Raw genomic sequence first — 24,802 nt, forward strand, 5'->3', positions numbered from 1 at the left:
CTGGACTGCTTCATGACCACTGTCAGCCGCATCGAATGGACCGAACGCACGTGGAATCCGACGGTCGGATGCACCAAGATCTCCCCCGGATGCAAGCACTGCTACGCCGAAGTGATGGCGCGGCGCCTGCAGGCCATGCGCGCATCGGGCTACGCCAACGGCTTCGAACTCACGCTGCTCCCCGATCGGCTCGAGGACCCTCTCGGTCGAAAGAAGCCGACGGTGTACTTCGTGAACTCGATGTCCGACCTCTTCCACGACGAGATCCCGGATGCGTTCATCACCCAGGTTTTCGACGTCATCGCCCGGACGCCGCAGCACACTTACCAGATCCTCACCAAGCGCGCCGACCGTCTGGCCGCCTTCTTCTCAACGCATCCGGTGCCGCGCAATGCGTGGATCGGCGTCTCCGTGGAGGACCGGAAATATGGTCTGCCGCGCATCGATCAACTCCGGAAGGTGCCGGCGTCGATTCGATTCCTTTCGGTTGAACCGCTGCTAGAGGACCTTGGTTCGATAGACCTGAGCGACATGCATTGGGTGATCGTCGGCGGCGAGTCGGGGCCGAAAGCCAGGCCGATGAAAAAGGCCTGGGCGCTGGCCGTGCAGCAACAATGCGAGGCTCAGGGGGTCGCCTTCTTCTTCAAACAATGGGGCGGTTGGGGCGCCGATGGGAAGCGGCGTGCCAAGTCGGCCAACGGTCGCGTGCTCGAAGGACGCACTTGGGACGAGATGCCCGCCACGGCGCCCTAAGATTCCGCAGGGACGAGGCGCTCGTCCTATTTCACCCGCTGCTTCTCCAGCTTGCGCGCCAGCGTGCGCCGGTGCATGCCGAGCCGCCGCGCGGTCTCCGAGATGTTGAAGTCCGTCGCCGCCAGCGTCTCGTGGATGTGTTCCCACTCCAGCGTCTTGATGGACGTGGTCGCGCGGTCGGTGACCTCGACCTCGGCATCGCCCTGCGCGCGCGAGAACGCGGCCTCGATGTCGTCGGTGTTCGCCGGCTTCGCGAGGTAGTGCCGCGCGCCCAGCTTGATCGCCTCCACCGCCGTCGCGATGCTCGCGTAGCCGGTCAGCACCACGATCACCATCTCCTGATCGTGCTCGTGCAGCGTCTGCACGCAGGCCAGCCCCGAGCCGCCGCCCGCCAGCTTCAGGTCGACGACCGCGTACTCCGGCGCCTCCTCCGGCCCGCGGTCGGCCAGCAGCTTCTGCACCTGCTCCACGCTGGTCGCGCGCAGCACCTGGTAGCCGCGGCGCTCGAAGGAGCGCGACAGCGTGCGCGCGAACGCATCGTCGTCCTCGACGATCAGCAGCAGGCGGTCGGTATCCGCGGCGAGGTCATCCGTGGTCATGGGCAGCATTGTCAGGCAGTCCCAGGGGCGCCAGCGCGGACAGGGGCATCCGGATTTCCACCTCGGCACCGCCGCCCTCCTCCGCCAGCCGGTTGCGCGCCTGCAGCTTCCCGCCCAGCGAGCGCACGACGTTCAGCGCGAGGAACAGGCCCAGCCCGCCGCCCGCCCGGCCCTTGCTCGATTGATAGGGCTTGCCGAAGCGCTCCAGCATCTCCGGCAGGAAGCCGGACCCGCGATCGCTCACGCGCAGCACCAGCTCGCCGTCCTCGGCCAGCGCGCGCAGCGACACCGGGCGACCCGGCGCCGCCTCCAGCGCGTTGTCCAGCACGTTGTCGATCATCTGCTTGAGCCCGACGTCCGACACGATGCGCACCTTCGGCAGGTCCGGTGACGGCAGGTACTCCAGGCCGTGATGCGGCCGCGTCGCGCGCCAGTGCTCGGCCAGTTCGTCGAGGAAGGCCTGCAGCGTCGTCACCGTCGGCGCCTCGCCGCGCAGCTCGCCCGCCGACATCAGGATCCCGCTGACGATCGCCTTGCAGCGGCGCAGCTGGATCTGCATCTCCTCGATCTCCTCGCGCAGCTCCGGATCGCCGGCGAACGGCGCCATCCGCGACCAGTCGCCCAGGATCACCGACAGCGTCGCCAGCGGCGTGCCCAGCTCGTGCGCCGCACCCGAGGCCAGCAGGCCCATGCGGACGATGTGCTCCTCCTCGGCCGCGCGCTGGCGCAGGTCGGCCAGGCGCGCGTCGCGCTGGCGCAGGTTGCGCCCGATGCGCTGGATGAAGATCACCAGCAGCGCCGCGTTGATCGCGAAGCAGATCAGCAGGCCGCCGATGTAGTGCGTCGGCAGCGCCAGCCCTTCCATGTCCGGCACCAGCAGCGGCAGGTGCCACTGCGTCAGCGCGACGAAGCAGCCGCCCGTCACCGCCACCGTGAACCAGATGTAGCGCGAGGGCAGCAGCACCGCGCCCACCGCGATCTGCAGCAGGAACAGGAAGATGAAGGGGTTGGTGACACCGCCGCTGTAGTACAGCTGGCCGCTCAGCACCGCGATGTCCACCAGCAGGCCGGCGAAGAGCTCGGCGTTGCGCACGCTCGGCACCCAGCGCGTGCGCAGCCAGCAGGCCACGTTGAACAGCACCAGGACCGCCAGCAGCGTCAGCATCTCCGGCATCGGCAGCCGGATGTGCAGCGCGAAGTGCACCGACAGCACCGTGCCGAACTGCCCCGCCGCCGCCAGCCAGCGCAGCTGCACCAGCTGCTGCAGGTTGTTGCGGCCGGCCTGCAGCGCGCCCTCGCCCGACGAGTCCTCGATGCCCAGCGCCCCCGCCGCGCCGTCCAGGTAGCGGCTGTCGTCGGGGTGGTCGTCGTCCGGATCGGGACGGCTCAAGGGCATCGTCGCGGCCTCAGTCCGTCGTGCGGCGACGATCAAAACGCCACAGCCAGAAGCCCACGCCCGCGAGCATCGCCGCCATGGCGAACCAGGTCAGCGCGTACTGCAGGTGATGGTTGTTGAAGCGCACCACCGTCAACCCGCCGCGCGGCCATTGCGTCTGGTCGTCCGCCGCGGCGGCGTCGACGAAGTACGGCGCCACCGGGCCCTCGACGACCTGGCGCGCCTTGGCGATCGCCTCGACGTCGCGCGAGTACCAGCGGTCCTGCGCCGGCTCGTTCTTGCGCAGCAGGCTGCCGCCCGGCTCCGTCAGCCGCAGCAGGCCGACGACGCGGTCCTCGCCCTGCGTCTCCGACGCCGTGCGCGACGCGCGGGTCTTGAACTCCGGCGGCACGAAGCCGCGGTTCACCAGCACCCAGTCGCCGCGCTCGGTGCGCAGCGGCGTGAGCACCCAGTAGCCGGTGCCCAACTCGGTGCTCGCGCCCACCAGCGTCTCGCGCGAATGGTCGAAGCTGCCGGTGAGCACGACCTTGCGGTACTCGTCGCCGTCCTTCGTGATCGCGTCCCAGCGGTCCGCGCCGGGCGCGCGCTCGGGCGCCGCCGCCAGGCGCTTGTCCAGCCGTGCGATCAGGTCTTCCTTCCAGGCCAGCCGCTGCACCTGCCAGACGCCAAGGAAAACGAACAACACAAACGAAAGGGCCGCGCCCAGCAGCAACGCCCAGAAGGCGATGCCGCGGCGCGGCCGCAGCGGTTCCGGGTGGAACTCGGTCATCAGGGCATGTTGCGCATGTCGTGGACCGGCATCATGTTGCTGTTCAGGTGGAACATCACCCAGATCGAGCCGGCCAGCATGATCACCACGACGGCGATCGTGAAGATCAGCGACAGCATGGACCAGCCGCCTTCGACCTTCGAGTTCATGTGCAGGAAATAGACCATGTGGACCACGATCTGCACGGCCGCGAAGCCCAGCAGCACGATGCCCATCGCCGCCGACGACGAGATCGACTTCGTCATCACCAGGAAGAACGGGATCGCCGTCAGGATCAGCGACAGGATGAAGCCGATCAGGTAGCCCTTGACGGTGGCGTGGTAGCCGACGTCTTCGTGGTCGTCGTGACCGTGACCGCCGTGGCCGTGGTCGTCATGACCGTGGCCGTGGTCGTGTTGGTGGTTGTTGCTCACGGCAGCACTCCCATCAGATAAACGAAGGTGAAGACACCGATCCAGATCACGTCCAGGAAGTGCCAGAACATCGACAGGCAGATCAGGCGGCGCTTGTTCTCCTTGGTCAGGCCCAGCTTGGAGACCTGGATCATCAGCGTCACCAGCCAGATGCAGCCGAAGGTGACGTGCAGGCCGTGCGTGCCGACCAGCGTGAAGAAGGAGGACAGGAACGCGCTGCGCTGCGGACCCGCGCCTTCATGGATCAGGTGCGCGAACTCATAGAGTTCCACCGCCAGGAAGCACAGGCCGAGCACGCCGGTGACCGCCAGCCAGGCCAGCGTGCCGGTCTTCTTGTTGCCCAGCATCTTGATCATGGCGAAGCCATAGGTGATCGAAGAGAGCAGCAGGAAACCGGTGTTCAGCGCCACCAGCGGCAGGTCGAAGAGGTCGGCGCCCGACGGGCCGGCCGCGTAGCTGCGGCCCAGCACCGCATACGTCGCGAACAGCACCGCGAAGATGAGGCAGTCGCTCATCAGGTAGATCCAGAACCCGAGCAGCGTGCCGTGCTGCGGGTGATGGTCGCCGTTGTCGTAGAACACCGGCGCGCCGGTGTTGTTCGTCAGGGTCGTTGCTTGCATTTGGAGTTCGCTCGCTGCGGAATCAGGCCTGGGCGGCCAGCACCTTGGTGCGGGCTTCTTCCGTGCGGGCCACTTCATCCGCGGGGATGTAGTAGTCGCGCTTGTAGTTGAAGGTGTGGACGATCGCGGCGATCACCGTCACCGCGAAGGCGACACCCGCCACCAGCCACATGTGCCAGATCAGGGCGAAGCCGAACAGCGTCGACAGGCCGGCCAGGATCACGCCGGCGCCGGTGTTCTTCGGCATGTGGATCTCCTTGAAGCCGGCGACCGGACGCTGGTGACCGCGGGTCTTCATGTCGTGCCACGCGTCGTGGTCGTGGACCACCGGCGTGAACGCGAAGTTGTACTGCGGCGGGGGCGACGAGGTCGACCACTCCAGCGTGCGGCCCTGCCACGGATCGCCGTCGAAGTCGCGCAGCTGGTCGCGCTTGAAGTAGCTCACCACCAGCTGGATCAGGAAGCTGCCGATGCCGGCTGCGATCAGCAGCGCGCCGAAGGCGGCGATCTGGAACCAGATCTGGAACGACGGGTCGTCGAAGTGGCTCATGCGGCGCGTCACGCCCATCAGGCCCAGGACGTACAGCGGCGTGAAGGCCACGAAGAAGCCGATCTGCCAGAACCAGAACGAGCACTTGCCCCAGAACGGATCCAGCTTGTAGCCGAAGGCCTTGGGGAACCAGAACGAGATGCCCGCCAGCAGGCCGAACAGCACGCCGCCGATGATCACGTTGTGGAAGTGGGCGATCAGGAACAGCGAGTTGTGCAGCACGAAGTCGGCCGGCGGCACCGCCAGCAGCACGCCCGTCATGCCGCCGATCACGAAGGTGACCATGAAGCCGACGGTCCAGTACATCGGGACCTCGAACTTGATGCGGCCGCGGTACATCGTGAACAGCCAGTTGAAGATCTTCGCGCCCGTCGGGATCGAGATGATCATCGTCGTGATGCCGAAGAACGAGTTGACGCTGGCCCCCGATCCCATCGTGAAGAAGTGGTGCAGCCACACGAGGTAGGACAGGATGGTGATCACGACGGTCGCGTAGACCATGGACGCGTAGCCGAACAGCTTCTTCTGACTGAAGGTGGAGACCACTTCAGAGAAGATGCCGAAGGCCGGCAGCACCAGGATGTAGACCTCGGGGTGGCCCCAGATCCAGATCAGGTTGATGTACATCATGGCGTTGCCGCCAAGATCGGTCGTGAAGAAGTTGGTGCCGGCGTAACGGTCCAGCGACAGCAGCGCCAGGGCCGCGGTCAGGATCGGGAACGAGGCCACGATCAGGATGTTGGAGCACAGCGAGGTCCAGGTGAAGACCGGCATCTTCATCATGGTCATGCCCGGCGCGCGCATCTTGATGATGGTCGCGATCAGGTTGATGCCCGAGAGCGTGGTGCCGACACCCGCCACCTGCAGCGACCAGATGTAGTAGTCCACCCCCACGCCCGGACTGGCCAGCAGTCCCGACAGCGGCGGATAGGCCAGCCAGCCGGTGCGCGCGAATTCACCGACGAACAGCGAGGCCATGCACAGCACGGCGCCGCCGGTGGTCATCCAGAAGCTGAAGTTGTTCAGGAACGGGAAGGCCACGTCGCGCGCGCCGATCTGCAGCGGCACGACGTAGTTCATGAAGCCCGTGATCAGCGGCATCGCCACGAAGAAGATCATGATCACGCCGTGGGCGGTGAAGACCTGGTCGTAGTGGTGCGGGGGCAGGAAGCCCAGCTGGTCGCCGAAGGCGATGGCCTGCTGCGCGCGCATCATGAGCGCGTCGGCGAAGCCGCGCAGCAGCATGACCAGGCCCAGCACGATGTACATGATGCCGATCTTCTTGTGGTCGATGCTGGTCACCCAGTCGCGCCAGAAGGGGCCCCACAGGCGGAACTTGGTCATCAGCGCGAGGACGACCAGGCCGCCCAGCGCCACCATGGCGAAGGTGCCGATCAGGATCGGCTCGTGCAACGGGAGTGCCTCTAGGCTGAGGCGCCCGAAGATGAGCTTTTGAAGGTCAATCATCTTGGATCTCGGTAGTGCTTGCGATCCCGGCGCCGCTGGTCACGGCAGTTCGCAGTCGATGCGCCGGGGACGCCGATCAGTTACGGGTGGCCGAGGCCTGCCACTGCGAGGCGTACTGCCCCGCGTTGTCAGGCGTGCACAGCGCGGCCACGAAGATCCGCTTCTGCTCGTTGCTCCAGGGCTTGCTGGCCAGGCCGTCGATGGCGCCCTTGCCGCCGCCGCCGGCCGCGTCGATGGCCATCATCTGGCCCATGCACATCTTGGAGCCGTCGACGCAGCGATTGACGACCGCGTCGAACAGGCCGGGCGCGACGCTGGAGAAGCGGCGCACCGGCTGACGCTCGGTCGGCTTCTCGAGGTCGAGGTACAGCTCCTTGGTCAGCGCGACGCCGTCGGCCTTGTTGCGCTCGACCCAGGCGGCGAACTCGTCGTTGCTCAGGCCGTGGAATTTGAAGCGCATGTGCGAGAAGCCGTCGCCGCTGAAGTTCGACGAGAAACCGTCATACACGCCGGGCTTGTTGATCACGGCGTGGAGCTGGCTCTGCATGCCGGGCATCGCGTAGATCATGCCGGCCATGGCGGGCACGTAGAACGCGTTCATCACGGTCGACGAGCTGATCTTGAAGTGGATCGGGCGATCCACCGGCGCGACGAGTTCGTTGACGGTCGCCACGCCCTGGTCCGGATAGATGAACAGCCACTTCCAGTCCAGCGCGACGACCTCGACGTTCAGCGGCTCGACCCCGGCGGGGATGGCGCGCTGCGCGTCCAGCCGCTCCAGCGGGCGGAAGGGGTCCAGCTTGTGGGTGCTGATCCAGGTCATCGCGCCCAGCGCGATGATGATCAGCAGGGGCGCGCCCCAGATGATCAGTTCCAGCCGCGTGGAGTGGTCCCACTCCGGCGAGTAGGTCGCCTGGGTGTTGGACGCGCGGTAGCGGAAGGCGAAGACCAGCGTGAGGATGATCACCGGGACGATGATCAGCAGCATCAGCAGCGTCGATGCGACGATGAGCTGCGCCTGCTGGTTCGCGATGTCGCCCGAAGGTTTCATCACGACCATGTTGCAGGCGGTGAGGGGCAGCGCCAGGGCCAGCAGCCCGAGACGGGCCAGTGACCGGATGGGGCCGGCGAGACTTGTTTTTGCAGATGCTTTGAGGTACATGGGACTCAGCAGACCATCAGGCGTAGTTCACGCGGAACCCCCTCCTCGCCGTGGGATCCCGTCGTCCAAAACCTGGTGGGGTTTCTTCCGAAGGGAAAGCGATAAAGGGGAAAACGACACTTGTCGACCGTTGCACGCCGGGCGCAGATTTTGCCCGATTGACCAAAGCTAACTATTGGACATTTTGTCCCAGGTAGGAGACGTATGAACAGCAGCACCCTTCCGACAGCCGGGCAACACCTGGCGACCGTGGGCCAACCGCTGCCGCGAGGCAACGGGGTGGCGACGAAAGAGGAGCAGGACGCGGTCGCCCCGGGCGACATCGCGGTGGGCGTGATCATCGGGCGGGCGTCGGAGTACTTCGACTTCTTCGTCTACGGCATCGCCTCGGTCCTGGTCTTCCCCTCGATCTTCTTCCCGCACATGGAGCGGCTGGAGGGTACGCTGTACGCCTTCGCGCTGCTGGCGCTGGCCTTCGTGGTGCGCCCGATCGGCACGCTGGTGGGGATGGAGATCCAGCGGCGCTTCGGCCGCAGCGTGAAGCTGACGGTGGCGCTGTTCCTGCTGGGCATCTCGACCTGCACGATCGCCGTGCTGCCCGGGTTCAACACCTGGGGCGGCGCGGCCATCGGGCTGCTGGCGCTGTGCCGGATCGGTCAAGGCCTGGCCCTGGGCGGCTCCTGGGACGGCCTGCCCTCGCTGCTGGCGCTGAACGCCCCGCCGGGACGCCGGGGCTGGTACGCGATGCTGGGGCAGCTGGGTGCGCCCATCGGCTTCCTGATCGCCGCGGCGCTCTACGCCTACCTGTGGAGCAGCCTGGCCACCATCGACTTCCTGAGCTGGGGCTGGCGCTTCCCGTTCTTCGCGGCCTTCGCGATCAACGTGGTGGCGCTGTTCGCCCGGCTGCGCCTGGTCGTGACGCACGAGTACGAGAAGAACCTCGAGGAGCATGAGCTCGACCCCTGCGACGTCGACGAGCTGTTCGAGCAGCAGGGCGCCACCCTGTTCATCGGCGCGTTCGCGGCGCTGGCCAGCTATGCGCTGTTCCACATCGTCACGGTGTTCCCGCTGTCGTGGGTGATGCTGTACGGGGACCAGAACGTCACCCAGTTCCTGGTCGTGCAGCTCATCGGCGCCCTGCTGGCGGCGGGGGCGATGCCGATCTCCGGGCTGATCGCCGACCGCATCGGCCGGCGCAGCACGCTGGGCATGCTGGCCACGACGATCGGGATCTTCAGCCTGTTCGCCCCCATCCTGCTGGACAGCGGCACCATGGGCCAGAACATCTTCATCCTGGTCGGCTTCGTGCTGCTGGGGCTGTCCTACGGCCAGTCCTCGGGCGCCGTGACGTCCAACTTCCTGCCCCACTTCCGCTACACGGGCGCGGCGCTGACCTCGGACCTGGCCTGGATCATCGGCGCGGCCTTCGCCCCGCTGGTGGCCCTGGGACTGTCGGCCAAGTTCGGGCTGTGGGCGGTCACCGCCTACCTGCTCTCGGGTGCGATTGTGACCCTGGTGGCGTTGCGCACGAACCGCATGCTCACGATGAAGGACAAGGACTGACACCCGAACTCGCGACACGGGCTTGACAGCCCGCGACGCGAAAAAGCAACGGCCGATCGAGAGATCGGCCGTTCTTCTTTGTGGGCGGCCTGAATAACCCCACTGAATTAGATAGCAAGCTACCTAATTAGAATGCGGGCCATGACGTCCTCGAACCCCAAGTCGCCGCGCGCCCTGACGCGCACCGCCCGCGAAACGGCGCTGATGTCGATCGGCATGACGCTCCCCGTGCTGGAGCGCGCCTACCGCGCCAGGGCCAACCTGGCCATGGCACACGTGGGGCTGTCGCAGGCGCTCGCCTGGCCCCTGGTGATGATCGGCCGCAGCGGCGACGGGTTGCGCCAGGGCGAGCTCGCGACGCTGCTGGGCATCGAAGGGCCGTCGCTGACGCGATCGCTGGACCAGTTGATCACCGGCGGTTTCATCGAGCGCCACGAGGATCCGGGCGACCGCCGCGCCAAGACGCTGCACCTGACCGCGCTGGGCGCGGGCGCCTGCGAGCAGATCGAGGTCACGCTGCGCGACCTGCGCAACGCGCTCTACGAGGGCATCGCCGACGCCGACATCGAAGCCGCGCTGCGCGTCTTCGCCACGCTGTCCGAACGCGTCGGCGCGCCGAAGGCGGTCGTGCCGCCGCGGCGCAAGTGAGGCCGAGTCGAGCAGTACAGCGGCCATGAAGTTCCCTGCCCTCCCCTTCGCCTCGCTCCGCGCGCCCTCACTGCGGTTGCCGAAGCTGCCCGCCGTGTTGCGCCCCGGCTTCACGGGCGCCGAGTGGCTCTTCTCGTTCAAGGCCTTCGCCGCGGCGATGCTGGCCGTGTTCCTCGCGAGCTGGGCCGGACAGCCTCGGCCCTTCTGGGCGCTGATGACGGCCTACGTCGTGGCGAATCCGCTGGCGAGCGCGGTGCGCTCGAAGGGTCTGTTCCGTTTCGTCGGCACGCTGATCGGCGGCGCGGCGGCCGTGCTGCTGGTGCCGCGCTTCGCCAACGCGCCGGAGCTGCTGAGCCTGGCGCTCGCGCTGTGGGTGGCGGGCTGCCTGTGCCTGTCGCTGCGCGATCGCACGCCGCGCGCCTACGCCTTCATGCTGGCGGGCTACACCGCCGCGCTGATCGGTTTCCCCTCGGTCGATTCGCCGCTGGCCATCTTCGATACCGCCGTCGCACGACTGGAGGAGATCGGCCTGGGCGTGCTGGCCGCGACACTGGTCCATAGCCTGGTGCTGCCCAAGAGCCTGTCGAGCTCGGTGATCGGGTTGCTGGACCGCACGCTCGGCGACACGCGCGCCTGGCTGTCCGACATCGCCGGTCGCCGCGACGGCGGCGCGGACCGCCGCCGCGTCGCCGGCGACATCACGCAGCTGCGGCTGCTGTCCATCCACATTCCGTTCGACACCAGTCATCTGCGCTGGACCGCCGACGCCGTGCATGCGATGCAGGACGGCGTGGCCGCGCTGACGCCGCTGCTGGCGGGCGTCGAGGATCGGCTGCAGGCGCTTGAAGCTCACACCGCCAATGCCGCCAATGCCGGCGGCAGCAAAGGCGATGCGCTTCCTGACGACGTGCGTGCGATGCTCGATGCCATCGGCCCGTGGCTCGCGTCGACAGCGGTCGACGCTGAAGCGCGACTGCCCGACCTGCGCGCGCAGCTGGCTGCGCTGACCGGCGACGCCGCACGCGAGCGCCTCGCCGACGATCCGTGGGCGCGCCTGCTGCGCGTCGCGCTGGCGGAGCGCCTGGGCGAGCTGCTCGACGGCTGGCTGCACTGCATGCAGCTGCGCGTCGACATCGACCGCGGCCTCGCGGGCGAGGCCATGCGCGCGCGGCCCGCGCCAGCGCTGAGCGGCCCCAAGCTCCACCGCGACATGGGCATGGCGCTGTGGTCCGGCGCGGCCGCGCTGATCGCGATCCTCGTCTGCTGCGCGTTCTGGATCCTCACCGGCTGGCCGATGGGCTCGGCCGCCGCGATGATGGCCGCGATCTTCTGCTGCTTCTTCGCGGCGATGGACGACCCCGTGCCGGCCATCAACGGCTTCCTCCACTGGACCGTGCTGTCGATGCCCTTCGGCGCGCTCTACGTGCTGGTGCTGCTGCCGCTGGTGCAGGACATGTGGACGCTGATGGCCGTCTGCGCGCCGATGTTCCTGATCGTCGGCGCGTACGTCGGCCGGCCGTCGACCTTCGGCGCCGCCCTGCCCTTCCTGTTCGGCGTCATCGGCACGCTGGTGATGCACGACACCGCGCAGGCGGACCTGACGAGCTTCCTGAACTCCATGTCTGGCCAGTTGGCGGGCGTGTTCGTCGCAGCGCGGGTCACGCGGCTGATGCGTTCCGTCGGCGCGGACTGGAGCGCCCGACGCATCCAGCGCGCGACCTGGCGCGAGCTGGACGAGCTCGCCCGTCTGCCGCGTTCGACGAGCCGCGCGCAGGCCTATCTGCTGCGCATGCTGGACCGCATCTCGCTGCTGGCGCCGCGCGTCGCGCAGGCGGGCGGCTCGGTGCCGGGTGTGCCCACCGACGACGCGCTGCACGACCTGCGCGTGGGCGCCGACCTGGTCGCGCTCCAGGGCGCACGCGGCCGTCTGCCGGTCGAAGCGACGCTGCCGCTGCAACCGTTGCTCGACGCCATCGGCGACTGGCAGCGCGCGCGCATCGCCGGCCGCACCGAGGCGATCGCGGCGCCGCCCGCCGTCTTGCTGGAACGGCTGGACGCCGCACTCGCAGCGCTCGTCGAGGCCTACCCCGCCTCGCTGCCGCTGCCCGCGGAAGCGATTCCTGCCGCGAGCGCGTTGATGGGTCTGCGCCGCAACCTGTTCCCGCGGGCCCCCACGCCGCAGCTTCCCGTGGATGACATCGATCTGGACAAGGAGATCTCGGCATGACCGGCGCAGTGGATTTCTTCGGGCTCTATCTGCCCTGGCTGATGCCGCTCGCGGCGCTGGCGCTGCTCGCCTTGTCCGCGGTGCGACGCTTGCTCGCCGCGGTCGGCGCGTATCGCTGGATCTGGCATCCGGCGCTGTTCGATCTCGCGGTCTACGTGCTGCTGCTGTGGGGCTTGAGCGTCGTCTCGCTGCACCTGCTGCACGGGCCAGGATGACGACGGCACCCTCCGCTCAACGATCAGCGAACGATCAACGAATGACTCTCTCCGGCAGTCCGGACCTGACGACATGAACACCTCCTCCTTCCCCCTTCGCCGCGTGATCTCGATGTCCGTCACCCTGGCGGTGGTCGGCGGCGCCCTGTGGGCGGCCGGCAAGCTCTGGGACCGCTACGAGCTCCAGCCCTGGACCCGCGACGGCCGCGTGCGCGCCAACGTCGTGCAGATCGCGCCGGACGTGTCCGGCCTCGTCACCGCCGTGCCGGTGCAGGACAACCAGCAGGTCGCCGCCGGCGCGCTGCTGTTCGAGGTCGACCGCGCCCGCTACGAACTCGCACTGCGCCAGTCGCAGGCGCAGCTGTCGGCGCAGAAGGTCGCGTTGGCGCAGGCGCTGCGCGAAGCCGATCGCAACCGGGGACTCGGCACGCTGGTCTCGCAGGAAGCGAGCGAGCAGACCCGCAGCCGCGCCGAGCAGGCGCGCGCCGCCGTCGCGCAGGCCGAGGTGGCCGTCGACAGCGCGAAGCTCAACCTGGCGCGCGCCGAGATCCGCGCGCCGTCCGCCGGCACGATCACCAACTTCGATCTGCGCCAGGGCGCGTACGCGACCGCGGGGCATCCGGTGCTCGCGCTCGTGGACGCGGGCTCGCTCTACGTCGAAGGCTACTTCGAGGAAACCAAGCTCCCCCGCATCCACGTCGGCGACGCGGTTGAAGTCAAGCCGATGGGCGCGAGCCGCGCGCTCACGGGCCGCGTCGAAAGCCTCTCTGCCGGCATCGCCGACCGCGACCGCAGCACCAGCGCCAACCTGCTGCCGAGCGTGAACCCGACCTTCAACTGGGTGCGACTGCCGCAGCGCGTGCCGGTGCGGGTGAAGCTCGATCCGCTGCCGGCTGGCGAGCGGCTCGTCGCGGGGCAGACGGTCACCGTGCAGGTGATACCCGCATCGACGGTCACCGCGGCAGCGAAGACGGAGTCGAAGTCATGAGCAGCGCGATGAAGCCCCTGCTGGCGGTGATCGCTGCGGCGGCGCTGGCCGCCTGCTCCACGGCGCCTAAGGGTCCGGACTATCAGGTGCCCGCCGAAGCCGTCGTGCTGAAGCCGCGCGCGTCGGCGACCTTCCTCGAACAGCAACGTGCCGCAGAGGCCGCGCAGGCCGTGAAGAGCGATGCCCACGCCAAGGGCAAGGGCTCGGCGTCGGCACCGTTCGACGCCGCGCCGCTGCCGCCGCACTGGTGGCGACTGTTCCAGGATCCGAAGTTGGATGGACTGGTCGAGCAGGCGCTCGCGCGCAACACCGACCTGCGCCAGGCCGTCGCGAACCTCGAACGCGTCCAGGCCCTGGAATCCGAAGTCGCCGGCGGCGAGAAGCCGACCGTCAGCGTCAACGGCGGGCCGAGCTACGGACATCCGTCGGGTCTGTCGATGCTGAAGAAGGACTACGTGCCGCCCGACACCTATCGCTACAGCGCGGGCGTGGGGCTGTCGTATCAACTCGACCTCTTCGGCCAGATCCGCCGTGCGATCGAGTCCTCGCACGCAAGCACCGAAGCGGCCGCGGCCGCGCTCGATCTCGTGAAGGTGAATGTGGCGGCGGGCACGGCGCGCGCGTATGCGGAAGCCTGCGCGACGGGCCAGCGGCTGGCGTCTGCGCAGCATTCGGTCGATCTGCAGCAGGAGGCCATCGATGTCACCGAGCGCCTGCAACGCGCCGGTCGTGTCGGCGAGATCGACGCGGCGCGCGCTCGCAGCCAGCTTCAGCAGTTGCGCGCAGCGCTGCCGCCGCTGCTGGCGCAGCGCCAGTCGGCGCTGTATCGCCTCGCGACGTTGACCGGCGAACTGCCGGAGGACTTCCCGCGCGAGCTGGCCGAGTGCCATGTCGCGCCGCAGGTGACCGGCACCATTCCGGTCGGCGACGGCGCCGCGCTGCTGCGTCGCCGTCCCGACATCCGCCAAGCCGAGCGTGAGCTGCACGCCGCGACGGCGCGCATCGGCGTCGCGATCGCGGACCGGTATCCGAAGATCAGTCTCGGCCTGTCGGCCGGCTCGGCGGGCACGCTCGCGGGCTTCGGCAAGAGCGACACGCTGAGCTGGAGCCTGGGGCCGCTGATCTCCTGGACGCTGCCGAACAACGGCGTCGCCGACGCGCGCATCGCGCAGGCCGAAGCCGGCACGCGGCAGGCCGCGGCGCGCTTTGACGGCACCGTGCTGAACGCGTTGCGCGAAACGGAGACCGCGCTCAACCAGTACGCGCGGGAGCTGGATCGCCGCGCGGCGCTGCAGGCTTCGCGCGACGAGGCGGCGATCGTCGCCGGGCAGGCGCGAAGGCTTTACCAGGGCGGCAAGGTCGCTTATCTGGACGCGCTCGATGCCGAACGCGCGCTCGCCGCGAGCGACGCCGCGCTGGCCGCTTCCGAAGCCACGCTGATCGACGAGCAGGTGCAGCTGTTCCTCGCGCTGGGCGGCGGGTGGGAGTCGTCCCGAGAGCCGCCCGGCACAGAAGCTCACGCCGCGCGCCAATGAAAAAAGGCGGCCCTTCGCAGGGCCGCCTTTCTCTGACTTCATCGGCTGCTGGCCCTCACCCCCGCCCTCTCCCGCAGTGCGGGAGAGGGAGCAAGAGAGCGCCAGTTCCTCCTCCTGGCCGCCCCTCAGCGGCTGTATGCCTTCATCACGGATAGCTGATCGTCAGCTTGTAGTTCGAGGTCGTGCTCGAACCCGCGTACGACATCACCTTGATGTAGACGGTCTGCGCGGCTGCGCCGTTCTGGTAGGTCAGCGACTCGCTGCTGCCGACGGCTTCCGAGCGGGCCAGGCCGGCGCCGTTGGACTTCACCACGTACAGGTCGTAGTCGATGCTCGACGAGGTCGGGCCGGTCATGTCGACGCGCAGACGCTGGTTCGCCGCCAGCGCGACCTTGTAGTAGTCGACGTCGTTGGCCGTGCTGATGAAGCCGGTCAGCTGGTTGCGGGAGCCCACGGCGTTGGCGGTCGAGATCGCGTTGTTCGGCTCGACTTCATCGGCCGTGTCGACCACGTTGGTCACGGTGAAGCTGACCGGCGCGGACGTCGTCGTGTTGCCTGCCGCGTCGTAGGCCTTGGCGACCAGGCTGTGCGTGCCGTTGGCCAGTTGCGCCGAGTTGACCGAGATCGAATACGGCGCGGTCGTGTCGATGTCGCGCAGCGCGCCGTCCAGCCAGAACTCGACCTGCGTCACGCCGACGTTGTCGCTGGCGGTGGCGGAGAACGTGATCGTGCCCGTCGTGCCGTTCACCGCGGCCGTGACCGACGGCGGCGTGGTGTCGCCGCCGCTGACGCCCTGGTTGACCCAGATCGGCGCGGACCACAGCACCTTGCCGTCGTCCTGCGTGACCTTGGCGTAGTAGAAGTGCTTGCCGTTGGCCGGCGTGACGGTCGCCGTCGGGTTGCTGCTCAGCAGCGTGACCGTGCCGTTGCGGCCGGGGACGCCTTCCCAGATCTCGGTCTGCACCACCGTGCGGCCGTTCGGGTTGTAGAACCCGACGTTGAGCGACAGCGCGCCGGCGTTGTCGAAGCGCTCGCCCATGATCTTGCCGTTGGCGCTGAAGATCAGCTGCGAGTTCTTGTCCAGCGTCGCGAAGACGCGGCGCGCCTTCAGCGCGTCGACCAGCGCGGCCTTGCTCAGCGGCGTGCCCGTCGGGATCAGCACCGCGGTGCGGTTGGTGTAGGACTTGCCCCAGTTGGCGCAGTGGTTGTCCTGGTTGGTCGCCGGCGCGACGTGGAATCCGCGCTCCAGCAGCTTCTTCCACGAGCCTTCATACGAGCTGCGCGAGGTCTCGCTCTCCGTCGTGTTGGACGAGAACGCGGAGGTGTTCATCACCTCGGACATCACCATCACCTCGTCGCCGTCGGCGCTGTAGGCCATGTCGGTGCCGTTGATGATGAACTGGCCGCTCGAGTCCGGATGGTTGAACTGGCCGATCAGGCCCTGCGCGCGCATCACCGAGTACAGCGTCGCGTAGTCGCTCTTGGCGATGAAGCGGTCGCCGAAGAGTTCGTTCTGCTGGTTGTACTCCCACGAGAACAGCTCGTTGCTGTTGAAGATGTTCAGGTGGCCGCCGTTGCTGATGACGCCCCACTCCATGCCGTACACCGCCAGGAAGCCGGGGTTGGCCGAGGTGTAGTCGGACGCGATCTGCAGGCCGCGCTGGTAGCGGGCCTTGGCCGCCGTGGCGCTGCCGCTGGTGTTGGTGCTCGACGAGCCGTCGTAGTAGTGGTTGTGGTCGGTGTTGGCGAAGATGTCCAGGCCCGCGCCCTTGGCATACGGGAAGGCGGCATCCGGGCCGAAGGCGCCGGTCTGCGCCGGCTGCGACGAGCTGCAGCTGCCGATCGCGCCGCCGCCGTCGGAGTCGTTGGTCTGGCCGTGGAAGCTGCCGTAGTAGATGGTGTAAGGCCAGGAGCCCGCGCCCACCGCCGCCGACTGCGCGCGCACGCGCTGGTCGGCTTCGCCCGAGGCGCCCGCGGCCAGCGGACGCAGCGTGCCCATCGCGATCTTGGCCGGCTTGCCGAGGGCGAAGTTCCAGCTCTGCTCGACGGCGTGGCCGCCTTCGCCGGGCTCGGCAGCCTGCTGCGCGGCGAGGAGTTCGGCGAACTGCGCGTCGGCGCCGGAGGTCTTGAGCTCGGTCTCCGCCTTGGCGCTGAGCGCCGTCAGCGTCGCGGTGTAGATGCCGTCGGGCAGGCTCGCGCTGCCGCGGCCGGCCCAGTTCAGCGCGACGCTCTTGACGTCGCCGGCGTACTTCTCGACGCCGGTCCAGTGCTTGATCACGGCGCCGGCGGGCGAGCGCAGCTCGACGCGGTAGGCCAGCAGCGTGCCGGCGGGCGCGCCGACGTAGTCGAGGTGGACCGCGAAGTCGCGCGCACCGGTGGCTTCCGCGCCGGTGAAGGGCACGTCGAGCGCGGCGTCGAACTCGTGGTGGTCCGGATACTTGGCCGCGGGATCGGCGACCAGGGCGCTGGCGCGGTCGTCAGGCGTGGCGGCCTGTTGCTGCGTCTGCGACTTCTCGCCGTTGAGGCCGCCGCCGCAGGCGGTCAGCACGACGGCCACGGCCGCGAAGGTGGTCACGCGCAGCACGGCGCGACCGGACAGCAGCAGGGAGGAAGGGATTCGGCTCATGAGAACCTCGCTGGGCGCGGCGGGCGCGCCATGGGATCGGTGGGGATCAGGTGCGGGAGGCGCCGCTGTCGACGCCTCGGGAACCCGACGCTGGATCGGACGGCAGGTCCGCGATCAGGCCTGACGCTGACGACGGCGCAGGACCAGGGCCATGGCGCCGAGGCCGGCCAGCATCAGCGCGTAGCTCTCGGGTTCCGGCACGGCGGCGGCGATGATTTCCGTGCCGGAGATGGTGACCATGTCGTAGCGGATGGTGCCGGCCGGGCCGTAGTTGCTGGTCGCGCCGGTGGCCAGGTAGCTGCTGGTGCCGGGGGCGAACATGCTGACCAGCTGGAAGGCGAAGTTGGTGTTGTCGGCGACGCCGGCGATGGACGAGAAGTCGAAGCTCAGGCCCTTGACGAAGTCCAGGTTGCCGGTGGCCATCTTGAAGGTGGTGGCCTGGGACCAGTTCTCGCCGTCGATCGTGTAGAGCAGCGCGGTCCAGGCGGAGGCCGTGGCGCTGTTGCGCTGGTCGAAGGTCAGGACGATGTTCTCGTAGGCGGTGGTGTCGACGCCGAACTGCACGCCGCGGGTCAGGCTGCCGGTGCCTTGCGCGGCATAGCTGGCGGTGTTCATCGCCTGGCCGGCGTTGGGGTCCGACGAGCCGGTCTGCGCGACGAAGGACGTCGTGACGCCGCCGAGCGTGGCGAACGAGGCGCCGTTCATGCTCTGCGAGTGCTTGGTCGAGCCCTTGTTGTAGTCCCACTGGGCGACGATGTCGGCGTGGGCGTTGAGGCCGCCGAGGGCCAGGAAGGCGCCGAGCGCCAGGGCGAGGGGTTGGAATTTCATGGGGGTGGCTCCGCTGTCGAGAAGGCCAACAAATGTTTGCGCAAACGTTTACGGCAAAACTTTGTCAGCAAATGTGTGAAGTTGTGCGCTTGACTTCGCGCTGGTAAGGAACGGTGCGGAGCGTAGGGTCGGTTCGTGACAAGCAGGTTGCGGGGAAGCCCGGAGGAGGGAATGCCGCACCCCGCGTTTGAGGGGGCTGGCTGCACGAAGGAGGTGCGGGTTGGGGGCTGCGACGGGGGGTCAGGTGCATCCCGCACCGACGTGGACCCGCGGCCGTCTGGGGCGTCAGACCGCCTTGGGCGAGACGCTCCGGGCGTCGCTCAGGAACTGCGCGGCATGGCGACGCGCGCCGCTGGCGATCGGCCGCCAGGTGGGCCCAGCTCACGAAGGAGCTGCGCGCAGATCCATTCGTTCTCCACCGATTCGGTCATGTCCGCCTTCATGTTGCCGACGAGACCGAGCGGGAGCTTCAGGATGTGCGTGGTCGGTGTCGCCCCGCGAGGCAGGTACCAGGTCTTGCCCATGCGAAGCAGCGCTGTCTTCTCCTGTGCGCCGGCGAGCGACACGCGAAGCTCATCGTCCTCGTCGACCCAACCCGGGCCGCGACTGGAAGTGGCCGCCCGGAGGACGCGTGCGACCGCGGGTTCGTCGAGTGGCTCTGCCTCGATGCGATCCCATCCATCCGGCGACTGCTCGGGAGGGAGGACCTGCAGCGCGCCAACGCAGTCGCGTCCGATGGCGGACAGCAGGTCGAACGGATCCTCGGTCGGTGTTGAAAAGCGCGCTTTCAACCGAGCTCGAATCACATGGCTGTCAGGCAGCAGGTTCTGGAAGTAGTTGTCCACCACCTCGCCGCGGTGCTCCAGCGGCGTGTTGAACGGCAACGAGAGCGACAAGGCTCGTCCGTGTGGCGAATCTCGCCAGGACGGGAAGTAACGCAGCACCGACGTGCCACCCCGCTGCACGGTCCAGACGCCGACGTGCAAGCCATTCATCCACAAATGCAGTTCTGCCATGACGCCCACTGTCGCTCAGCTACCAGGGCTCTTCCGTCGAGGGTCGTGGCGTCGCGGCGACAGAGGGCGGAAGCACGGGTCGCTCCAGCGCATCAGGAGTGCGCAGCACCAACTGCACGCCTAATGCATTCAAGTAGTCCTGCAACTGCTGGAAGTTGACGAGCAAAGGGTCGCGCTCAATCCGCGTGATGCGACTTTGACCTACGCCAATTCGCTCGCCAATTTCCTTCTGGCTGAGTCCGCTGGCGCGTCGGAGCGCGCGGAGATGTCCAGCAAGCTGTTGAGGCGTCTGCAGTGGGTAATCCATGCGGAGAAGAATATGACCTCAAGAGCATATTTGCAATAAATGTCTTTCAAGACATATTCTGAACTTATGCTTTATCAGGCATAAACAGCAAATATGCCTGATCCGGCATATTTGCAGCGTAGGACGACACCCTCCGGACAACCCGCCCTTGTCCGACGGTCCCGGCGAGCGGCCCCCCGAATACTGTCTCCACCGCCACCCGAGAGGCCGCCGATGACCGTGATCCGCAAGGGCCAGCAGCCTGCGGAGCTGACCCGAGAGCAGTTCCACGAACGCTTCATGCGTCGCTTCCAGGACCCGGCCTATCGCGCCGAGCATGAAGCCATCGCCCGCCTGGAGACCATCGCCTTCGAGGCGATGAAGGAAGGTCGCAAGGCGCCGATCACCCGCCCGGCGGGCAACGGCTTCAAGGACCCGTCGTACGAGACCGCGGTCGAGTGGCTCGACACGCATCAGCGGCTCAAGATGGCTCAGCAGCGCTGGAGCGATCCCGCCACCCGCTCGCGCGTGCTGCTGGTGTGCGGCAGCGACCGCAACGACGGCACCTGCCCGGGCGAGATGTCCAAGACCTGGCGCCTGACGCAGATCGCCAAGGAGCAGCTCACCCGCCACGACGTGATCGTCGATGTGCTGGACCTGAGCCTGATCACCTCGGAATACGGGCGCCAGATCCATCCCTGCAAGGGCTGCGTGTCGACCGCGATGCCGCTCTGCCACTGGCCTTGCAGCTGTTATCCGAACCACGCGCTCGACCAGTCCAGCGACTGGATGAACGAGATCTATGAGCGCTGGGTCTCCGCGCACGGCGTGATCCTGCTCACCCCCACCTACTGGTACCAGTCGCCCAGCGCGCTGAAGCTGATGATCGACCGCCTCGTCTGCGCGGACGGCGGCAATCCGGATCCGACCTCGACCCACGGCAAGAAGGTGGCGGAAGCCAAGGCCATCGAGGAGAAGGGCTGGGACTATCCCAAGCACCTCGAAGGCCGCACCTACGGCCTGGTGGTGCACGGCGACGTGGCCGGCGTGGAGGCGCAGCGACGCAATCTCGGCGACTGGCTGGACTGGATGGGACTGATCGATGCCGGCAACCTTTCGCAGCTCGACCGCTACATCGGCTACTTCGAGCCCTACTTCAACAGCCACGAGGCGCTCGACCGCGACGAGGCCCTCCAGGACGAGGTTCGTCTGGTGGCCGACCTCGTCGGCGACGCGGTCAAACAGTTGCGGGAGGGAAACCTGCCCCGTTCCAATCGCAAGGCCGTCCGCCCGAAGTGACGGCGGCCTCGCCATTCCGCACGACCTCCCCTCGACTTCATCGACTCAAGGAGCACTCCGATGGCCCACTCCCCGTCCCGTCCGACGCAACAACTCCGCCCCGAACTGCCGGCCGACATCCCACCGTTCCCGACCACCGACAGCGACATCGATGCCGATGACCTCGACAGCGTCTATGGCCAGCTCGTGAAGGGCGTCGGCCACGAGTACGTCACCGAAGGCAACGCGGACGAACTCGCCCGGCGTGCCGAGGCCGACGGTCATCCGATCCTCGCGACTGAACTCAGGGAGTGGAAGGCGCCCTGCTGACGCCGACCCGCTGATTTCCGTTCCCCAATGAGCCAGGGCCCCTCTCGGGGCCCTGCTTCATGGAGAGAACGCCATCGGGCGTTCCGTGCGCTCAGCCCCGGCTCAGCACTTGATCCCCGCGTGCAGCGCCACGACGCCGCCGGTCAGGTTGTGCACGTCCACGTGGCCGAAGCCCGCCGTCTTCATCATGGCCTTCAGCTCGGCCTGAGGCGGATGCATGCGGATCGACTCGGCCAGGTAGCGGTAGCTGTCCGCATCGCCGGCGATCAGCGAGCCGATGCGCGGCAGCACCTTGAAGGAGTACCAGTCGTAGGGCTTGCGCAGCGGCTCCGCGACCTGCGAGAACTCCAGCACCAGCAGCCGGCCGCCTGGACGCAGCACGCGGTTCATCTCGGCCAGCGCCTGGTCCTTGTGCGTCATGTTGCGCAGGCCGAAGGCCACGCACACCAGGTCGAAGGAGCCGTCCTTGTAGGGCAGCGCCTCGGCGTCGCAGAGGTTGGTCGGCAGGACCATGCCCTCGTCGATCAGACGCTCGCGGCCGGTGCGCAGCATCGCCTCGTTGATGTCGGTGTGCACGACCATGCCGCGCTCGCCGACCTTCTTCGCGAACAGCCGCGCCATGTCGCCGGTGCCGCCGGCGATGTCGAGCACGCGGTCGCCCGGCTTCAGGTTGGCCACGGCCAGCGTGTACAGCTTCCACGCGCGGTGCATCCCCATCGACATCAGGTCGTTCATGACGTCGTAGCGCGACGCGACCGAATCGAACACGCCGCGAACGCGCTTGGCCTTGACGGTCTCGTCGACGGATTCGAAGCCGAAGTGGGTGGAGCTCATGAGGGGGTCCTGCTGAATGGGGGAGCGTCGGGGGCGATGGCCGTGCGGGAGCGAGCGGTTGCGAGCGGTCAGGTCAATGGCTGCTGCAGCTGCCGCCGCCGTGCGAGTGGCCGCCTGCGCCCTTCGTCATCGGCGCGTCGCGGTCCAGGCCCGCGGCGGCCAGCTTCTCTTCGTAATCGCGCATCAGCGCGTCCTGATCCCGGCCCAGCTCGTACAGATAGGCCCAGGTGAACAGGCCGCTCTCGTGGCCGTCGGAGAAGGTCGGCTTCAGCGCATAGTGGCCGACCTGCTCGACCGCCACGATGGTCACGTCGCGCTTGCCGGTCTGCAGCGTCTCCTGCCCGGGGCCGTGGCCCTGCACCTCCGCCGACGGGCTGCGCACACGCATCAACTCGAACGGGATGCGGAACCGCGCGCCGTCGGTGAAGGCGAGCTCCAGCACCTTGGACTGCTGGTGCACCACGATGTCGGTGGGGAGCGGGGAATTGGGGGCGAGACCGGCCATAAACCGCGCGAAGAACGCGTTGGAAATCGAGGAGGCAGTGTAGCGGCCCGCTTCAAGGGGCGACGCCTCCCCCCTTTCATCACCCTCCAGGGGCCGAACGAAAAAAATCCCGCCAGCTTTCACTGGCGGGATTCAACGGGAGCCCCGTTCGGGCCCGAGGCACCCGGCTTACCAAACGAGGAGAGTGGCAAGTCCTGACGGGTTCATTACCAGCCCAGGGTCAGCGAGTACGTCCCGCTGGTGCCCGAGTAGTAATAAGCCCGCACATACACGACGACCGCGGACGTGCCGCTGTTCGTGTACGTGAAGCTGTCGACGGCGCCGGCGCCGTTGGTGCTGGACTTCAGCACCGTGCCGCTGCCGTTCACCAGTTGCAGGTCGAAGTCCTTGCCGGACGCCGGCGCCAGGCTCGCGCTCAGCGTCTTGCCCGCGGGCAGCGTGACCTTGAAGTAGTCGTTGGTGTCAGAAGTCGACAGGCTGCCCGTCACCTTGGTCGGCGCGCTGATCGTCTGCGGCGCGGTGCGGCTGTTGTTGGGCTCGACCTCGGGGATCGTGCCGCCGCCACCGCCGCCGCCCTTGATCGCGGTGACCGCGGCGTTGGCGTCCAGGATGCCCGAGCCGCACTGGCTGCAGGTGCCTGGGAAGGCCCGGGCGCTGCTCTTGAGCGCGGCCGTGATCTCGTCCGGCGTCGCCGTCGGCTTGGCGCTGTACATCAGCGCCGCGACGCCCGCGACGTGCGGCGTGGCCATCGAGGTGCCCTGGTAGTACGCGTAGCTGTCCGCACCCGGCGTGCTGGTGCCGGCGTTCAGCGTCGACAGGATGCCGTTGCTGGCGCTGGAACGCACGTCGCCGCCCGGCGCCGCCAGGGTCACGATCGAACCGTAGTTCGAGTAGTACGCCCGCGCGCCGTTGCGGTCCGTCGCCGCGACCACCACCACGCCCGAGCAGTTCGCCGGGCTGGAGTTGGAGGCGTTCTGGTTCTCGTTGCCCGCCGCGACGATGACGCTGGCGCCGCGCGAACGCGCGCCGTTGATCGCCGTCTGCGTCGTGGTGTCGCAGGCGCCGCCGCCGCCCAGCGACAGGTTCAGCACCTTGGCCGGCGTCGTGTTGGTCGGCAGACCCGACACCGATCCGCCAGACGCCCAGGTCATGCCGTCGGCGATGTCGGAGGTGTAGCCGCCGCACTTGCCCAGCACGCGGATCGGCTGGACCTTGGCGTTGAAGGCGATGCCCGCCACGCCCAGGTTGTTGTTGGTCTTGGCCGCGATCGTGCCGGCCACGTGCGTGCCGTGCCAGCTCGAGGTGGACGCCGGATCGCCGGCCTGGCATTCGTTGGCGGCGTTGAAGTCGCCGGGATCGCTCGGGTCGCTGTCGCGGCCGTTGCCGTCCACCGAGACCGTGGTGTCCACGATCATGTCGTAGCCCGCGACGATCTGGCCCGACAGGTCCGCATGCGGCCGGTAGCCGGTGTCGATCACCGCCACCACCACGCCGGTGCCGGTCGCCTGGTCCCAGGCCTGCGGCGCGCGGATGCCGCCGGCCGTCTCGGACAGGTCCCACTGCTGGCCGTAGCTGCTGTCGTTGGGCACCATCAACGCGTGCATCTTGCGGTCGGGCTCGACGTACTCGACGTTGGCGTCCTGCGCCTTGATGCGGTCGCCCAGTTCGCGCAGCTCCTGCAGGTTCATCCGGCGGTCCAGCCGGAACACGTGGGCGCCGGTGCCCATCTGGCGCACCAGCGACAGGCGGGCGCCCAGCGGCGCGGCCAGTTGCTGCAGGCGCTCGGTACGGGCGCCGATGGCGTCGCTCGCCACCGATTGCGCCTGGATCGCGGCGCCCAGGCGCCCTTGCACGACGGTGCTGCCGTCCTTGTATTTCACGATCAGCCGATCGGTCTGTTCGCTCAGTTGCCGCGGGGCCTTGTCGATGTCCACCGACGACACGCCCGCCTGGGCGGCGCCCATCGTGACGAGACCCACAGCCAGCGCGACGCTGAGCTTGTTCAATCGCAACATGCTTGTCATCTCCAGAGTTCCTCGAACGACGCCGGGTTCACCGACGCCTGCAAAGCCCCGAACGCCCTGGCGCGTTGGCACCTCTGGTGGGGCACGCCGACCGGCCTATCCGATTGGCGTGCGACGCAGTGTAGGAAGACAGTCGGGCGCCAGACGCCCCACCTGAAACAGTTAACAGG

At 68.0% G+C, this 24,802-nt stretch carries 23 protein-coding genes; 9 read left to right on the forward strand and 14 right to left on the reverse strand.

The window, feature by feature from the left end; genetic code table 11:
• Nucleotides 1-12 precede the first annotated feature (12 nt).
• On the forward strand, nt 13-753 hold the full coding sequence (locus tag ACQZ13_RS24300) for a DUF5131 family protein (RefSeq protein WP_431048445.1): 741 nt from the start codon (nt 13-15) through the stop codon (nt 751-753).
• A 26-nt stretch (nt 754-779) separates the two neighbouring features.
• On the opposite strand, the gene ACQZ13_RS24305 is transcribed toward ACQZ13_RS24300, so the two are convergent.
• The 7 genes from ACQZ13_RS24305 to cyoA form a co-directional block, all read right to left on the reverse strand.
• Nucleotides 780-1,352 (reverse strand): response regulator transcription factor, encoded by a 573-nt coding sequence (locus tag ACQZ13_RS24305; protein WP_088406185.1) that lies wholly within the window; start codon nt 1,350-1,352, stop codon nt 780-782.
• A complete protein-coding gene (locus tag ACQZ13_RS24310) occupies nt 1,339-2,748 on the reverse strand; it encodes an ATP-binding protein (protein ID WP_431048446.1) in 1,410 nt (469 codons plus the stop codon). Before ACQZ13_RS24310 ends, ACQZ13_RS24305 begins: the two co-directional genes overlap by 14 nt.
• Nucleotides 2,749-2,758: 10 nt before the next feature.
• Nucleotides 2,759-3,517, reverse strand: coding sequence for an SURF1 family protein (locus tag ACQZ13_RS24315; RefSeq protein ID WP_431048447.1), 759 nt, complete (start codon nt 3,515-3,517; stop codon nt 2,759-2,761).
• Entirely contained in the window at nt 3,517-3,930 is a 414-nt protein-coding gene (gene cyoD / locus ACQZ13_RS24320; protein WP_431048448.1) for a cytochrome o ubiquinol oxidase subunit IV, read from the reverse strand. Before cyoD ends, ACQZ13_RS24315 begins: the two co-directional genes overlap by 1 nt.
• The gene (gene cyoC / locus ACQZ13_RS24325; protein WP_088406189.1) at nt 3,927-4,550 is read right to left on the reverse strand and encodes a cytochrome o ubiquinol oxidase subunit III; all 624 of its coding nucleotides are present in this window, start codon (nt 4,548-4,550) and stop codon (nt 3,927-3,929) included. Before cyoC ends, cyoD begins: the two co-directional genes overlap by 4 nt.
• 22 nt (nt 4,551-4,572) lie before the next feature.
• The gene (gene cyoB, locus ACQZ13_RS24330; protein WP_088406190.1) at nt 4,573-6,567 is read right to left on the reverse strand and encodes a cytochrome o ubiquinol oxidase subunit I; all 1,995 of its coding nucleotides are present in this window, start codon (nt 6,565-6,567) and stop codon (nt 4,573-4,575) included.
• 76 nt (nt 6,568-6,643) lie between these two features.
• Nucleotides 6,644-7,729, reverse strand: coding sequence for a ubiquinol oxidase subunit II (cyoA, locus tag ACQZ13_RS24335; RefSeq protein WP_088406191.1), 1,086 nt, complete (start codon nt 7,727-7,729; stop codon nt 6,644-6,646).
• A gap of 204 nt (nt 7,730-7,933) precedes the next feature.
• On the opposite strand from cyoA, the gene ACQZ13_RS24340 reads away from it, so the two are divergent.
• The 6 genes from ACQZ13_RS24340 to ACQZ13_RS24365 all read left to right on the forward strand — a co-directional run bounded on the left by ACQZ13_RS24340 (nt 7,934) and on the right by ACQZ13_RS24365 (nt 14,905).
• Nucleotides 7,934-9,292: an MFS transporter gene (locus tag ACQZ13_RS24340; protein ID WP_431048449.1), complete on the forward strand. Its 1,359-nt coding sequence runs from the start codon at nt 7,934-7,936 to the stop codon at nt 9,290-9,292.
• Nucleotides 9,293-9,433: 141 nt separating this feature from the next.
• Nucleotides 9,434-9,940, forward strand: coding sequence for a MarR family winged helix-turn-helix transcriptional regulator (locus ACQZ13_RS24345; protein ID WP_431048450.1), 507 nt, complete (start codon nt 9,434-9,436; stop codon nt 9,938-9,940).
• A gap of 25 nt (nt 9,941-9,965) precedes the next feature.
• Complete coding sequence (locus tag ACQZ13_RS24350; protein ID WP_431048451.1) at nt 9,966-12,167, forward strand: FUSC family protein; 2,202 nt, start codon at nt 9,966-9,968, stop codon at nt 12,165-12,167.
• Complete coding sequence (locus tag ACQZ13_RS24355; RefSeq protein ID WP_067277126.1) at nt 12,164-12,382, forward strand: DUF1656 domain-containing protein; 219 nt, start codon at nt 12,164-12,166, stop codon at nt 12,380-12,382. The genes ACQZ13_RS24350 and ACQZ13_RS24355 overlap by 4 nt, the downstream gene beginning before the upstream one ends.
• 73 nt (nt 12,383-12,455) lie before the next feature.
• A complete protein-coding gene (locus ACQZ13_RS24360) occupies nt 12,456-13,370 on the forward strand; it encodes an efflux RND transporter periplasmic adaptor subunit (protein ID WP_431048452.1) in 915 nt (304 codons plus the stop codon).
• A complete protein-coding gene (locus ACQZ13_RS24365) occupies nt 13,367-14,905 on the forward strand; it encodes a TolC family protein (RefSeq protein ID WP_431048453.1) in 1,539 nt (512 codons plus the stop codon). Before ACQZ13_RS24360 ends, ACQZ13_RS24365 begins: the two co-directional genes overlap by 4 nt.
• A 145-nt stretch (nt 14,906-15,050) precedes the next feature.
• On the opposite strand, the gene ACQZ13_RS24370 is transcribed toward ACQZ13_RS24365, so the two are convergent.
• The 4 genes from ACQZ13_RS24370 to ACQZ13_RS24385 form a co-directional block, all read right to left on the reverse strand.
• Nucleotides 15,051-17,531 carry a CehA/McbA family metallohydrolase gene (locus ACQZ13_RS24370; protein ID WP_431048454.1) on the reverse strand — a complete coding sequence of 827 codons (2,481 nt, stop codon included), beginning with the start codon at nt 17,529-17,531 and terminating at the stop codon, nt 15,051-15,053.
• Nucleotides 17,532-17,645: 114 nt separating this feature from the next.
• Nucleotides 17,646-18,359 (reverse strand): PEP-CTERM sorting domain-containing protein, encoded by a 714-nt coding sequence (locus ACQZ13_RS24375; protein WP_431048455.1) that lies wholly within the window; start codon nt 18,357-18,359, stop codon nt 17,646-17,648.
• A 320-nt stretch (nt 18,360-18,679) separates the two neighbouring features.
• Nucleotides 18,680-19,375, reverse strand: a complete 696-nt coding sequence (locus ACQZ13_RS24380) for a HipA N-terminal domain-containing protein (RefSeq protein ID WP_431053378.1) — start codon at nt 19,373-19,375, stop codon at nt 18,680-18,682.
• 19 nt (nt 19,376-19,394) lie between these two features.
• Nucleotides 19,395-19,682, reverse strand: coding sequence for a helix-turn-helix domain-containing protein (locus tag ACQZ13_RS24385; RefSeq protein ID WP_431048456.1), 288 nt, complete (start codon nt 19,680-19,682; stop codon nt 19,395-19,397).
• Between the two features lie 213 nt (nt 19,683-19,895).
• Between ACQZ13_RS24385 and ACQZ13_RS24390 the strand changes: the two genes are divergently transcribed.
• The gene (locus ACQZ13_RS24390; RefSeq protein WP_431048457.1) at nt 19,896-20,960 is read left to right on the forward strand and encodes a flavodoxin family protein; all 1,065 of its coding nucleotides are present in this window, start codon (nt 19,896-19,898) and stop codon (nt 20,958-20,960) included.
• 60 nt (nt 20,961-21,020) lie between these two features.
• A complete protein-coding gene (locus tag ACQZ13_RS24395) occupies nt 21,021-21,269 on the forward strand; it encodes a hypothetical protein (RefSeq protein WP_431048458.1) in 249 nt (82 codons plus the stop codon).
• A gap of 102 nt (nt 21,270-21,371) precedes the next feature.
• Here ACQZ13_RS24395 and ubiE read toward each other — a convergent pair whose 3' ends face one another.
• The 3 genes from ubiE to ACQZ13_RS24410 all read right to left on the reverse strand — a co-directional run bounded on the left by ubiE (nt 21,372) and on the right by ACQZ13_RS24410 (nt 24,623).
• A complete protein-coding gene (ubiE, locus tag ACQZ13_RS24400) occupies nt 21,372-22,103 on the reverse strand; it encodes a bifunctional demethylmenaquinone methyltransferase/2-methoxy-6-polyprenyl-1,4-benzoquinol methylase UbiE (RefSeq protein ID WP_088406201.1) in 732 nt (243 codons plus the stop codon).
• Nucleotides 22,104-22,176: 73 nt separating this feature from the next.
• Nucleotides 22,177-22,608 (reverse strand): gamma-butyrobetaine hydroxylase-like domain-containing protein, encoded by a 432-nt coding sequence (locus ACQZ13_RS24405; RefSeq protein ID WP_431048459.1) that lies wholly within the window; start codon nt 22,606-22,608, stop codon nt 22,177-22,179.
• Nucleotides 22,609-22,814: 206 nt separating this feature from the next.
• A complete protein-coding gene (locus ACQZ13_RS24410; RefSeq protein ID WP_431048460.1) occupies nt 22,815-24,623 on the reverse strand; it encodes a S8 family peptidase in 1,809 nt (602 codons plus the stop codon).
• Nucleotides 24,624-24,802: the final 179 nt, after the last annotated feature.

The sequence above is a fragment of the Roseateles sp. L2-2 genome (genome assembly GCF_050613215.1).
In the GTDB taxonomy this organism is placed as follows: domain Bacteria; phylum Pseudomonadota; class Gammaproteobacteria; order Burkholderiales; family Burkholderiaceae_C; genus Roseateles; species Roseateles noduli.